The organism is uncultured Thermanaerothrix sp. (assembly GCF_938028735.1).
GTDB lineage: Bacteria > Chloroflexota > Anaerolineae > Anaerolineales > Anaerolineaceae > Thermanaerothrix.
Window position 1 is genome coordinate 1 of sequence record NZ_CALIMF010000006.1, and the last position, 13,597, is coordinate 13,597.

13 protein-coding genes and 1 pseudogene are annotated in these 13,597 nt (G+C 54.0%); all 14 read left to right on the plus strand.

The genetic code is table 11. From position 1 onward, the window contains the following. Window positions 1–318, plus strand: a pseudogene (locus Q0721_RS04370) (sugar ABC transporter substrate-binding protein); the annotation flags it as partial. Between the two features lie 6 nt (window positions 319–324). Continuing rightward, window positions 325–1,824 (plus strand): sugar ABC transporter ATP-binding protein, encoded by a 1,500-nt coding sequence (locus Q0721_RS04375; RefSeq protein WP_299025920.1) that lies wholly within the window; start codon window positions 325–327, stop codon window positions 1,822–1,824. A 9-nt stretch (window positions 1,825–1,833) separates the two neighbouring features. Continuing rightward, window positions 1,834–2,811 carry an ABC transporter permease gene (locus tag Q0721_RS04380; protein WP_299025923.1) on the plus strand — a complete coding sequence of 326 codons (978 nt, stop codon included), beginning with the start codon at window positions 1,834–1,836 and terminating at the stop codon, window positions 2,809–2,811. Next, window positions 2,808–3,752 (plus strand): ABC transporter permease, encoded by a 945-nt coding sequence (locus tag Q0721_RS04385; RefSeq protein ID WP_299025926.1) that lies wholly within the window; start codon window positions 2,808–2,810, stop codon window positions 3,750–3,752. The genes Q0721_RS04380 and Q0721_RS04385 overlap by 4 nt, the downstream gene beginning before the upstream one ends. A 27-nt stretch (window positions 3,753–3,779) precedes the next feature. Continuing rightward, entirely contained in the window at window positions 3,780–4,487 is a 708-nt protein-coding gene (gene deoC / locus Q0721_RS04390; RefSeq protein ID WP_299025929.1) for a deoxyribose-phosphate aldolase, read from the plus strand. Window positions 4,488–4,517: 30 nt separating this feature from the next. Continuing rightward, window positions 4,518–5,684: a Gfo/Idh/MocA family oxidoreductase gene (locus Q0721_RS04395; RefSeq protein ID WP_299025932.1), complete on the plus strand. Its 1,167-nt coding sequence runs from the start codon at window positions 4,518–4,520 to the stop codon at window positions 5,682–5,684. 17 nt (window positions 5,685–5,701) lie between these two features. Continuing rightward, the gene (locus Q0721_RS04400; protein ID WP_299025934.1) at window positions 5,702–6,616 is read left to right on the plus strand and encodes a sugar phosphate isomerase/epimerase; all 915 of its coding nucleotides are present in this window, start codon (window positions 5,702–5,704) and stop codon (window positions 6,614–6,616) included. 79 nt (window positions 6,617–6,695) lie between these two features. After that, window positions 6,696–7,673 carry an ROK family protein gene (locus Q0721_RS04405; RefSeq protein ID WP_299025936.1) on the plus strand — a complete coding sequence of 326 codons (978 nt, stop codon included), beginning with the start codon at window positions 6,696–6,698 and terminating at the stop codon, window positions 7,671–7,673. A 120-nt stretch (window positions 7,674–7,793) separates the two neighbouring features. After that, window positions 7,794–8,561: a GntR family transcriptional regulator gene (locus tag Q0721_RS04410; RefSeq protein WP_299025937.1), complete on the plus strand. Its 768-nt coding sequence runs from the start codon at window positions 7,794–7,796 to the stop codon at window positions 8,559–8,561. Window positions 8,562–8,596: 35 nt separating this feature from the next. After that, entirely contained in the window at window positions 8,597–9,394 is a 798-nt protein-coding gene (locus tag Q0721_RS04415; protein ID WP_299025939.1) for an SIS domain-containing protein, read from the plus strand. Next, the gene (locus Q0721_RS04420) at window positions 9,391–10,173 is read left to right on the plus strand and encodes an SDR family NAD(P)-dependent oxidoreductase (RefSeq protein WP_299025941.1); all 783 of its coding nucleotides are present in this window, start codon (window positions 9,391–9,393) and stop codon (window positions 10,171–10,173) included. The genes Q0721_RS04415 and Q0721_RS04420 overlap by 4 nt, the downstream gene beginning before the upstream one ends. 10 nt (window positions 10,174–10,183) lie before the next feature. Continuing rightward, window positions 10,184–11,479, plus strand: coding sequence for an FAD-dependent oxidoreductase (locus tag Q0721_RS04425; protein WP_299025943.1), 1,296 nt, complete (start codon window positions 10,184–10,186; stop codon window positions 11,477–11,479). 31 nt (window positions 11,480–11,510) lie between these two features. Continuing rightward, the gene (locus Q0721_RS04430; RefSeq protein ID WP_299025945.1) at window positions 11,511–12,635 is read left to right on the plus strand and encodes a uroporphyrinogen decarboxylase family protein; all 1,125 of its coding nucleotides are present in this window, start codon (window positions 11,511–11,513) and stop codon (window positions 12,633–12,635) included. A gap of 18 nt (window positions 12,636–12,653) precedes the next feature. Next, a complete protein-coding gene (locus Q0721_RS04435) occupies window positions 12,654–13,586 on the plus strand; it encodes a phosphotriesterase (protein ID WP_299025947.1) in 933 nt (310 codons plus the stop codon). Window positions 13,587–13,597: the final 11 nt, after the last annotated feature.

The window sequence follows — 13,597 nt, forward strand, 5'->3', positions numbered from 1 at the left end:
GGCGAAGCCCGTGCCGGCTACCTCCAAGCCTGGAAGGAAGTCCTCCAGTCTAAGCCCGATTTCGAGTCCATCGGTGTCATCAACCCGCCCGGCCAGTGCGCAACCGGCCTCCGCGTCGCCGTCAAATTGCTTCAGGGGAAGCAACTTAAGGACGGCATCCTCAAGGGTGCAGCTGGAAACACCCTTTACGTACCCATCCCAGGAGTTGTGACCAAGGATAACTTTGAGACATACTACGAAATGGTCAAGGACAAAACCGATTGGTACACCCTGGATTCGGTTATGAACGATCTTGAGGTTAGTGCGTTCTTCAAATAGTGCCCTATGAACAAGGTGTCCCTTTCCGCTCAGCATCTGGTCAAGCATTATGGGGGTGTTGTTGCCCTTGCCGATGGCAACCTTGAGGTTAACGCCGGCGAAGTCATGACCCTGGTAGGGGCCAATGGAAGCGGGAAGAGCACCCTTGGTAAGATCGTGACCGGAGTAGTCGCTCCCGACGGGGGGCGGCTACTCCTCAACGATCGCGAGGTGGTCTTCCGATCTCCCCAGGCAGCCCGTGCGCTTGGCATTGTAGCGGTCTACCAGGAACTCTCTTTAGTACCCAGAATGACCATCGCAGAGAACATTTGGTTAGGACACGAGCGGCAAGGCGCTGGGGCTATACTTCGTGACACCGAGATGCGCAAAAAGACGCAGGAGCTGCTGGCGCTCTTCGAGGGAACAACCCATAACCACCTAGATCCCGACCTGCCCGTTGCTTCACTTTCTCCGGGTGAAAAACAGATTGTCGAGATTCTTAAAGCGCTCTCGTGGCAGCCTTCCATTCTCTTCCTGGATGAAGCTACCGCCTCTCTTGATTCACGACAGGTAAACCGGCTCTTTGAACTGATCCACGAATGGAAGCGTCAGGGAATGGCCATTGTGTTTATCTCCCATCGCCTAGACGAGATTTATCGCATTGCCGATCGTGTGACGGTGTTGCGTAACGGCCGCACAGTGGCAATCGCACCTATAAATGAACTCAGCCAGCCAGAACTCATCAATCTGATGATCGAGGGAGGCATAGCAGCCCGCACCAACGGCAAGCAACCTGGCCCTACCCAGACCGAAGAGATTCTGAGGGTAGACGCGCTTTCCACAACCACCCTGCGAGGGGTCAGTTTTGTCCTGCGACGCGGTGAGTTGGTAGGGCTGGGTGGTTTGCAGGGCCAAGGACAAACCGAACTCCTTCTGGCCCTTTTTGGTGCTATTCCCTACACGGGACGTATTTTTCTGCACGGCCAGCCAATAACCTTGCACCGCCCCCAGGAAGCCATGCGTCACCAGATTGCTTATGTACCTGGCGAACGCAACACCGCTGGACTTCTCCCCATTCAATCCATTCTGGATAACTTGCTCCTCCCCTCTTGGAAGCAATACGGCTTTCCGCTGCGCATTCGCCAGGCTCAGGAAGATGCCACAAGGGTGACCAATGTGCTTAAGCTGGTTATGGCCGGGCTGGACGCCCCGGTCAATACCTTAAGCGGCGGCAACGCTCAAAAAGTGGTTCTGGGCAAGTGGCTCTTGCGCCGTCCCAAGATCCTCCTCCTGGATGACCCCACCAAAGGGGTAGATGTGGGCACCAAAAGCGAATTTTACAAGATTCTGTCTGAGTTACGCGCTGAAGGGACTTCTATCCTCTTTTACAGCACCGACGACGAAGAATTACTGGGGTTGTGCGACCGGGTACTGGTTTTACACGATGGCAAAATCACTGCCGATCTCTCGGGCGAGCGACTGGTCCACTCGGAACTGGTTGCCGCCTCAATGGGCAGCAGTGCCTAGGAGTGGGTCATGAAAGCAGCATTGAATTCGGGTCTGCTTCGCCGCTTAGGGCGTCAGTATTTTCTGTTTTCGCTCCTTTTGCTGATTCTGGGGGTGATCATCAACGCCAGTTTACAACAAAACTTCTTTAAGCCCATTGCTTTAGTGGGCCTTCTACGCACCTACCTCCCCCTTGTCTTGCTGGCGGCGGGACAAACTGTGGTGATCATTGGGGGTGGGATTGATTTATCAGTGGGCGCCATTGTGTCCATGGTGAATGTAATTCTGGTCACCCGTATGGGCGCCGATGCTACCCAGTCCCAGGTTCTGACGGCATTAGCCTTTGGTATCCTGGCCGGCACCCTAGCGGGTGCACTCAACGGTGCATGTATTGCGTTCCTGCGGTTTCAGCCCCTAGTCACTACTTTTGCTACCACCTCCATCTTTGCCGGGATTGCCGTTTGGATCTTGCCACGTCCGGGAGGCAGCGTTCCCGATTTCTTTATGCAACCCTACCGCAGTGCCCCCTTAGGAGTCACCTTCCCGCTGTGGGTTATTCTGGGAGTGGCTCTGATCTGGTGGTATCTGCGTTCTACACGCTTTGGGCGTTATCTTTATGCCGCCGGGGGTGATGCCTACGCTGCTTACATGAGCGCCGTCCCTGTTGAATGGATCAAATTCTTCTCCTACGTCATCTCCGGTCTCATGGCCGCCCTGAGTGGTGTGTTGTTAACCATGTCCATTGGTACGGGCTCCGCCTTGATCGGGCTGGATATGACCATGCCCTCCATCGTCTCGGTCGTGCTGGGGGGCACCGCCCTTAGCGGAGGTGCTGGCGGGGTGATCGGTACCATTTTGGGGGTTTTTATCCTTGCAATTATCCGCAACATCATTTCGTTTGCCAATGTTCCTTCATGGTGGCAAACACTTGTTAATGGCCTGGTGGTCATGTTAATTCTGGCCGGGCCGGGGCTGTGGGCACTTATTCGCGGGAGGCGTGAGGCATGAAACGACGCATCAGTCCTACCCTGATCGCGCTGGCTCTGGCGGTTTTCTTGTTCTTTGTGGGCGGCTTGATTCAACCCGGTTTCACTTCTTTTGAACTGGCCATGAATATCCTACGCTTGGCCGCCTTCCTTGGCATCGTGGCTGCGGGGCAAACGCTGGTAATTATTAGCGGAGGTGAGGGAATTGATCTTTCTGTAGGCGCCATGGTCACGCTAGGGGCCATCATATCCTATGGTCTGATCAGTAAGCGAGATGACCGGATTCTGATTGGACTCCTGGCGTCACTTGGCGCAGGGATGATCATCGGTACGTTCAACGGAATTGGTGTAGCTTACTTGCGCATTCCACCCCTGGTCATGACCCTTGGCATGGCCACGGTCATCCAGGGACTCATTTTTGCGGTAACCCAGGGTAGCCTGGAAGGAGGGTCAGCCCCCCTCCTCTCCAAGATCACCACCGAACCGCTACTCTTTGGCATTCCCGGGATCCTTTACATCTGGGCAGCCTTTGCCGGCCTGATGTGGCTACTTCTACAGCGAACTCGCTACGGCAAGAACCTTTTCGCCATCGGCACCAATCGCGTGACCGCGCGTCTTTCAGGGGTGAATGTCAACGCCACTGTAATTACGACATACATGTTATGCAGTACGCTGGCGTCCTTTGGGGGTTTTATCTTCCTGGGTTATTACGAGCGCGTCTTCCTCAACCTGGGTAATCCTTATACCCTCCCCTCTATTGCAGCAGTCGTTATGGGAGGAACTGTGCTTTCAGGGGGAGTTGGGAGTTATTGGGGCACCATGGCTGGTTCTATCGTTCTGACCCTGATCACCAGCCTGCTTACCACACTACGGATGGAAGAACATCTCCGCCAGATCGTTTACGGTGCCATCCTGCTAGTCCTGCTAGCGGCCTATGGTCGCCAACGCGCTTTGCGACAGTAATCTCACATTCGCTCGAGGTTTGTTCCTATGGACTATCCAACCCTCAACAGCCAGACCATCACTTATGAGCAACTTGCCAAAACTATTGACCACTCACTCCTTCGTCCCGAATTGACTCGCGCAGAGGTCGTTCAGGGATGCGAACTAGCAGCCCGTTATCACGTGGCATCAGTCTGCGTCAAACCTTGCCACGTACGCCTGGCCTGGGAGGTACTCAAGGGCAGTGACGTTGCCGTAGGAACAGTGGTGGGTTTCCCACACGGCTCATCCACCACAGCCATCAAAGTTGCTGAGGCTCTCCAGGCGCTCGAAGATGGCGCCTCTGAACTTGATATGGTGATCAACATCGGTGAATTGCGCTCAGGCAATGACGATTTTGTGCGCCAGGAGATTCAGGCGGTGGTCGCGGCTGCCAAGGGCCATATTGTCAAAGTGATCCTCGAAAACGCCTACCTGACCAAAGAGCAAATTGTGCGTGGCTGCCAACTGGTCGAACAGGCAGGGGCGCATTTTGTCAAGACCTCTACTGGTTTTGCACCTAGCGGCGCAACCGTTGAAGACGTGCGGCTGATGCGCGCTTCAGTGAGTCCTCGCGTGCAAGTCAAAGCGGCAGGAGGCATTCGCACCCTTGAAGCCATCCTTGAAATCATAGATGCAGGCGCCACCCGCGTAGGAGCCACGGCCACTGCCGCTATCTTGGATGCTTTCCGTGCCCGCCAAAATTCAATCCAGTAAGGCTTGATTCTCATCTGGAGGGAAACGAACATGAGCGAAAGGAAACCGATCAAGGTAGGAGTAGCAGGCGTTGGGTTCATCGGCCCAGCGCACATTGAAGCCTTACGACGCATTAATATTCCTGTCATTGGCCTGGTTGCCAGCAACCTGGAAAAGAGCCGCCAAAAAGCAACTGCTTTGGGGATTCCCAAAGCCTATGCTTCTTTTGAGGAGATGATCGCTGATCCTGAAATCACGGCAGTCCATTTGGCCACACCCAACTACCTGCATTATCAACAGGCCAAGGCAGCGCTTCTGGCGGGAAAGCACGTTATCTGCGACAAACCCCTGGCGATGAACAGCCGGGAATCCGCCGAACTGGTCACATTGGCCCGCGAAAAAGGGTTGGTCAACGCCGTCTGTTTTAACTTGCGCTTCTATCCCCTGCTTCATCATGCCCGCTCGCTAATCCAACAAGGGGCTTTGGGTGATCTATTTGTCTTGCAAGGGTCCTATTTGCAGGACTGGTTGCTCTATCCAACCGACTGGAACTGGCGGCTTGAACCTGAGCTGGGGGGAACCCTGCGTGCTGTAGCGGATATCGGGTCACACTGGCTAGACCTCCTCACCTTCTTGACTGGGCTAAAAGTTAAAGCCGTGTTCGCCGATTTCAAGACCTTTATCCCCGTGCGCAAGAAACCCTCTAAACCTGTCGAAACCTACACAGGCAAGCTCCTCACCCCAGAAGATTATGTTGATCAGCCCATTTACACCGAAGATTACGCCACCATCCTTCTCCACTACGAAAACGACGTACGTGGAGTGGTGACCGTGGCTCAAGTCTGTGCCGGACGCAAGAATCGCTTGTATTTTGAAATTGACGGTTCCAGAGCCGCCATGGCCTTCGACTCAGAACGCCCTAACGAACTCTGGTTAGGTTACCGCGATAAACCCAATGAGGTGCTTCTGAAAGATCCCTCTCTGCTTTCACCTGAAGCTCGTGCGATTGCCTCCTATCCAGGTGGGCACAACGAGGGATTTCCTGACATTTTCAAGCAACTTTTCAAGAAAATCTACGACTACATCGAACACGGGGATTACACTGCGCCAGCCGATTTTCCCACCTTCCTGGATGGGCATTATGAAATGCTAATCGCAGAAGCCATTGAGCGCAGTGCTAAAGAGAGCCGTTGGATTGAAGTTCAGTATGATCTCTAGTAAACGAGGAGGTTGCCATGAAACTCGGACTGTTCAGTGCTGCATTCCCCCAATGGAGTCTAGAGCAATTTCTGGCCTGGTCAGCGGAAAATGACTTTGAAATGGTGGAGATTGCTTGCTGGCCACCTGGGAAAGCCGAACGCCGCTATGCCGGGGTAACCCACATTGATGTCACGAATCTGACCCCTGCGGCGGCCAAGGAAATTCAGGCGATGTTGAAGAATTACGGCCTGCAAATCTCTTCCCTGGGATACTATCCCAACCCACTGCATCCCGACCCCGACCATCGCCAAACCGTTATTGAACACCTCAAAAAAGTTATCCTTGCCGCCGAGATGCTCGAGGTCCCCATCGTGGGTACCTTTATTGGCAAAGATAAGAACAAGACCGTCCCCCAAAACCTGGAGGAGTACGCCAAGGTTTGGCCGCCTATTGTCAAGTTTGCTCGTGAGCATGGCGTTAAGATCGCCATTGAGAATTGCCCCATGATTTTCACCTATGATGAGTGGCCCGGGGGTAATAACCTCGCTAGCACACCCGCCATCTGGCGTAAGATGTGGGAGATCATCCCAGATGACAACTTTGGCCTAAACCTTGACCCCTCCCACCTTATCTTGCAGATGATTGACTACGTGCGGGTGGTCTATGAGTTTAAGGACCGTATTTTCCACGTGCACGCCAAAGATCTGATGATTGATCGCGAGGGCCTTTACAATAATGGCGTTCTATCCCAGGGTATGGGCTGGCAAGTTCCGCGCTTACCTGGATTTGGAGAGGTTGATTGGGGTAAATTTATCGGGGCGCTCTATCGAGTTGGCTACGATTATGTATTGAGCATTGAACATGAGGATCGCGCCTTTGAGGGCACTGAAGATTTGGTGAAGCGCGGATTCTTGATCGCTAGAGATGTACTGCGGCCATATGTCCATTAACAAAAATACGGGAGGGGTTTAAAATTGGGCGAACCCCTCCCGCGCTTTTCATTCCTGACTTCAAGCAACACAGGCGACTATGAAAGAATGGTATATTGGCTGTGATCTGGGTGGTACCAATCTTCGTGCGGCGCTGGTAAACGTCACCAACGGCGCCGTTCAACATGCTATTTCGACCCCGACCCTCGCCCGCGAAGGCCCCAACGCTGTCATCCAACGCATGATTGAACTGTTTGACCGGGTGATTCGCGAAAGCGGCCTTTCTCTTCAGAAGATCGGAGGCATTGGCATTGGGGTACCCGGCACAGTGGACATGGAACGGGGCGTTGTATTGTTCCTGCCCAATCTGCCCAGCACATGGCCTAACGTGCCCCTAGCAGAATATGTACAAGTCGGCACCACACTGCCAACTGTGATTCTCAATGACGTGCGCGCCATCACCTACGGGGAATGGCGCTTTGGTGCGGGTCAGGGGGTTGATACCATGGCCTGCTTTGCTATTGGGACCGGGATAGGCGGCGGCCTGGTGATCAACCGTCAACTCCATCTGGGCTTTGGAGGCACTGCCGGCGAGTTGGGACACATCACAGTAGACGTGAACGGTCCCCGTTGTGGATGTGGCAACTATGGGTGCGTAGAGGTCTTCGCCTCTGGCCCAGCGATTGCCGCCATGGGTATGAAAGCCGTAGCCCAAGGCTGGACTACGCAAATTGGGGCCTTGGTAGATTATGATCTTAACCGCATCACCCCCGAGGTCATTGCCCGCGCTGCCCACAACGGCGATGCGGTTGCCCGCGAGATCTTTGAGATTGCAGGAGGCTATATCGGCACTGCCGTGGCTAACGTGGTGGTCGCCGTCAATCCGCAACGGGTTGTCATTGCGGGTGGGGTAGCCCGGGCTGGTGACCTGCTCCTCGAGCCAATTCGACGCACATTGCATAAGCGTGTCTTTGTGGTTCCCATAGAACGCATTGAGATCGTCCCCAGTGCTCTGGGAAACAATGCCGGGGTCATCGGCGCGGCTCTATGGGCTTATCAGAGCCAACAAACCGGTTAAGCGCCTGCGCAAAAACGATGCGCGGTGCGTCGAAGTATTTGTTCGGACATTCGCACTTAAACACAAAAAAAGACAATTATCCTCTCCGTCAACCTTCGACTATTTGTGAGATTGATAACAATGTCATCTCAACCCTCTCATACCTTGAATCCCGATATTCACCCCGCTGATCCGCACAACCCTCTTCCCCTTTACTACCAGGTCTACACCGATCTCAAACGTCTCATACGCACGGGTGTGTTACGCCCAGGTGAATTGCTCCCATCCGAACTCACTCTGTGCGATCTCTACAAAGTGGGACGGCAAACTGTTCGAAGCGCAATATTGCGCCTGGTTGACGAAGGATGGCTAGAACGTCACCGTGGAGTCGGTACTTACGTATTGGCTCCCCGACACGCACAGCGATTTTTTCTGGATCGTTCCTTCTCTCAACAAATGGAGGAAATGGGAAGGCGCCCCCACTCGATAGTGCTTAAGCAATCTCTGGGGATTTTAGACGAAAAGGCCCCGGAGCCATTACAACCTAAAAGAGGATCACCATGTCTCTACCTGACCCGCCTGCGCTTTGGAGATGAAGAGCCCCTAGGTATCCAACACGCCACTATTGTGACCGAGCACTGTCCTGGTCTTGAGGCCTATGAATTCAATACCCAATCCCTTTATGCAGTGCTTTCGCAACATTATCATCTAATCATTGCTCGCATTACCCATACCTTCAGTGCAGTATCGGCCTCCCCCTCCCAAGCCGAACTCCTGCAGATAGTATCTGGAGTTCCCCTACTCCTAGTGAAAACAACTGCTTTTCTTGAGAACGGCGAACCCATCGAGTACACGCTCAGTTACTACCGCTCTGACCGCTTTGAGTTCACTGTTGTTCATACGCTATGAACGTGTTCCCCTCCACTCTCGGAAGGAGGTATGCAATGGATCCCAGCCGTGCAGCTACCGACTATTTGAACCAGGCTATGCGTATTCTGGAACGCATTCGACAGACTCAGATGGATGCAATCCAGCAAGCAGCCGAGTTATGTGCCCAGACCATTGCAAATGACGGGCTGGTCCATCTATTTGGTACTGGCCATTCTCGGATGATGGTGGAAGAAATGTTTCCCCGGCATGGAAGTTTTCCGGGATTTCATCCCATCGTAGAACTTTCGCTCACCTATCATAATCCCGTCGTTGGTGCTAATGGGCAACGACAAGCCATGTTTTTGGAGCACGTTGAAGGGCTGGGGCGGGTGATCATGCGCAATTTCGTCTTCGCTCCACCCGATGTTTTTATTATTTTTTCAAACAGCGGTGTCAACGAGGTTGTAGTTGAAGTGGGATTGGAGGCTAAGCGTCAGAACATGCCATTAATCGCGGTGGTATCGGTTGAGCATTGCCACGCTGTACGCGCCCTTCACTCTTCGGGAAAAAAGCTAACTGATATTGCTGACATTGTCATCGATAACTGTACACCCGCGGGTGATGCTATGGTCTGGATCGAGGGACTTGAGGATCCGGTCGGACCGGGTTCAACCATCGGTGGCGCTGCGGTGGTCAATGCCCTTAAGTGCGCTATTGCCGAGCACTTGACTCAACTGGGTAAACCCCCTTTGGTGTTAACCAGCAGTTATTTTCTGGGCGAAGAACGCTCACGTCAACGGTTCGAGGATTGCTACGATGACTACCGCGCACGAGTTCAGCGCGTTTACGGACGATGCGGAGGCGAAAAGTGAATAGTGGCTGGCTTAGGGATAAGATTGCGGTTATTACCGGAGCTGCTAGTGGGATCGGTCGGGCAACCTCTCGGCTATTTGCTCGGGAAGGCGCCCAAGTGATTGGGCTAGATATTAACCCCGCAGTGGAGATGTCATGGCTACGCGAAATACAGGAGGCCGGAAGTCAGGGCATGTATATCCCCACCGATATGACCTCATCTGCTTCGCTGGAGCGTGCTCTCCAGATGATTGGGGATCATTATGATCATCTGGATATTTGGGTAAACGTGGCAGGCGGCAGTGGACGCACGTACGGCGATGGCCCGGTAGCCGAATGTACTGAAGAAGGGTGGGATTACACTTTGGATCTAAACCTGCGCACTACGTTCCTAGGATCTCGTGCCGCCATTCGCTCTATGCTTCAACACGGGCGGGGTGTGCTCATCAATATCGCCTCGGTGTTAGGACTGGTGGGCGGCGATGAAGACTTTGCCACTCATGCTTATGCAGCCAGCAAAGGCGGGGTAATTGCTCTTACACGGGCAATTGCAGCCTACTACGCTCCTTACCACATCCGTGCCAATGTCATCTGCCCTGGCCTGATCGCCACGCCCATGAGTCGACGTGCCCAGGAAAGTCCCAAAATCAGGGAACGCCTCTCGCGTTTACAGCCACTCACGGGAGATTTTGGTCAACCCGAAGATGTCGCCTACGCAGCGCTCTTCCTCGCCTCTGAGTACGCAGCTTTCATCACCGGCGCCGTCCTCACCGTGGACGGTGGCTGGACAGTGGTGTAAGGAGAGGACTATGGACATCTGGCAACGCAAACCGTACCAGGAGATTGAATCCGAGGTTCTCGTAGTAGGGGGAGGTTCGGCAGGAGTGACCGCTGCCATTGCCGCAGCCCGTGAGGGCGCAACCACGCTCTTGGTTGAGCGCTATGGCTTCCTTGGAGGGATCAGCACCCAGGTTCTAGACACTTTCTATGGGTTTTACACTCCTGGTAGCCATCCCCGTAAAGTCGTTGGGGGGATCCCCGATGAAGTGGTTGAGGCCCTTGCCCAATACAATGCCATGCTTATTCGCCCGAATACCTACGGGGCCGGAAATGGCATTACCTATAACCCCGAAATTCTAAAAATTATTTGGGAGACGCTGGCTATTCAAGCAAGGGTCAAAATTTTGTTCCATGCCCTGGCCGTGGAAGTCTCGGTTAACCAACAGAGAATCGAAACCGTTATAGTGGCCACTAAAAGTGGAGTCTTTCGCATTCGCCCGTGCGTGATCGTGGATGCTTCTGGAGATGCCGATATCGCTGCCCTGGCAGGCGTCCCCTATGAAAGTGCTGCTCATGGGCCAGTGCAAGCGCTTACCACAACTTTCCGCCTGCTTAATGTGGATATACAACGCGCCACCCAAGTAAGCAAAAAGGAACTGCACGAGCGTATGGCCCAGGCCATTGCCGAAGGCGCTTACGACCTGCCCCGCAGAGAAGGCAGTGTTCATATCACCCCCTTGCCCGGTGTAATGGCAACCAACATGACCCGCGTCGTAGAGGTTGATCCAACTGATATCGAACAACTTAGCCACGCCGAGATTGAGGGACGCCGACAAGCCCTGGAATACTTCCGCTTTCTGCGTGAACGCGTCCCAGGATATGAGCATGCCCATTTGGCTGGGCTAAGTATACAAATTGGGGTGCGTGAGAGCCGGCGCATTTTTGGGCAGTATCGCCTCACCCGTGAGGACGTTCTGACGGCTCGCAAGTTTGAGGATGCCATTGCCCAATGCGGTGCACCGATTGAAGAGCACCATGCCGGGAAGGATACCCGGTGGGAGTATTTGCCCGAAGGCGAAACCTACCATATACCCTATCGTTGTCTACTTCCTCGCAATTGTGAGGGGTTGATTGTTGCAGGGCGCTGCTTGTCTGCCGACCATGATGCACACGCCTCGGTGCGTAGCATGGGTCAATGTATGGCGATGGGACAAGCCGCTGGCATTGCGGCTGCCTGGGCAGCACAGCACAATACCAGCCCGACAGAGGTTCCTATCTTCTGGCTACGGGAACGCCTGTGCCAAATCGGCGCCATTTTGGACTAATTATTATGGTAAAAAGAATATGACTGCCACTATGAAACCCCGCGAACGCCTGTTAGCAGCATTGCATCACACCGAACCCGATCGTGTTCCCGCTGCCCTCTGGGGGAGTGCCTACGGCATCACCGATGGATTGTATTTTAGGCTTGTGGAACACCTCAATCTCGGTCAACCTGTCCGCCCATTTCGCCGCCGCCTTGGGCATACCGTGAATTATTACGACGACCGCATCCTTGAGGCCTTAGAGATTGACGTGCGCCATGTATGGTGTGGATTTACCGACCTGGGCGGTCCTCAAAAGGGGGGTGGAGCCGACGCCTGGGGCGTTACTTACACCCAAGGTGGCCCCTATCTCACTGCCACATCTCATCCCCTTTCCACCGCCACATTGGACGACCTGGAGACTTATTCCTGGCCCAGGGTAGACACTTATCTACGTCTGGATGAGCTCAAAGAACGCGCGCGTTACCTGCGCGAGCACACCGCCTACGCGGTGGTTGGGCGCGCTCCAGATTCCTACGGGATCTTCGAGCGTTGTTGTACCCTGCGCGGGACTGAGCAATTCTTGGTTGACCTGGTCGAAAACCCTTCGTTTGCCGAAGCGCTGATCTCTCATGTCACACAAGTCCTGGAGACCTTACTCGTCCGTTATCTGGAGGCTGCTGGCGCCTGGCTGGATGTGTTGGAACTGCCTGGGGACGATTATGCAGGGGAACACCCGATCATTTCCCCGCGCATGTTTGACCGCTTCTTCGCCCCCGCCTGGGATCGGCTTATCAACACCATTCGAAGCCTCACCCCACATATCAAACTTCTCTTCCATTCTGACGGGAACATGGTGCCTTTTCTAGGGCGGCTGGTCGCTCTTGGGGTGGATATCTTCCACAGCGTTGAACCGCTGCCCGGCGTGGACTGGGCCGCGTCAAAAGCTCGTTATAAGGGCCAGTTATGTTTCTGGGGCGGGATCGACATCAAAAAGGCACTACAGGGCTCTCCTGAGCAAGTTGTTGAAGAGGTTAAAAACCGAATTCGTCTTTTAGGAGTAGGTGGCGGGTATGTTTTAGCCCCCAGTAATCATCTACAACCTGACATTCCACCCCAAAACGTAGTAATTTTGTTCAAGGCGGCGCGGGATTTTGGCCGCTACCCACTCATCTGAGAAAGGCAGGTGTCAGCCATGGCTTTGATTCGCACCGTACGCGGCGATCTAAACCCGAACGACCTGGGGTTCACATACATGCATGAGCACCTTTACTTCCTGCCCCCGGAACCGTTTGCTTCTCAAGATCCCGATCTGCGCTTGGACGATCCAAGTGCAGCCATACGTGAGGTCACTTGGTTCAAAAAAGCCGGAGGAAGCGCCATCGTGGAAATGACCACGGCAGAACTTGGCCGCGATCCTGAAGTGCTGCGACGTATTTCCGAAGCCAGTGGTGTTCACATCATTGCGGCCACCGGATTCAACAAGGCCAAATTTTGTGTACCCTGGGTAGCCGAGCGCACCCCGGAAGCACTAGCAGAGGTAATGATCCGGGACTTGACCCACGGGATCAACCATTCTGGAGTACGTGCAGGAGTCATCAAGGCATCCAGCAGTCTCAATGAGATCACCCCCGCTGAGGTTACTGTTTTTAGGGCTGCCGCGCTGGCTCACCATGCCACTGGAGCGCCAATTTCCACCCACACCGAGGCCGGCACAATGGCCATAGAACAAATTCAACTGCTCACCAGCGCGGGGGTTTCGCCCCAACGTATTCTGATTGGGCATTTGGATCGTCGTCTGGACTTGGATTACTTGCTCGCCATTGCCCGCACTGGTGTTTACTTGGGTTTTGATCAAATTGGTAAAGAAAAATACGCCCCTGATAGCCGGCGAATTGAGATCATCCAGCAACTGGTTGCCGAGGGATACGCCGATCAAATCATGCTCTCCGGAGACCTGGCCCGTAAGAGCTATTGGCCAAGTTTCGGCTTTGGAAACGGGCCGGGCCTGACTTACATTCTCTGGCGCTTTGCATCACGTCTAATAGAAGAAGGTCTTCCTCCCACCACCGTGCAGCGTTTTCTAGTGGATAACCCTGCTCGCTTCCTGGCCTGGGTGGAAACGTAAAGGAGGTTGAG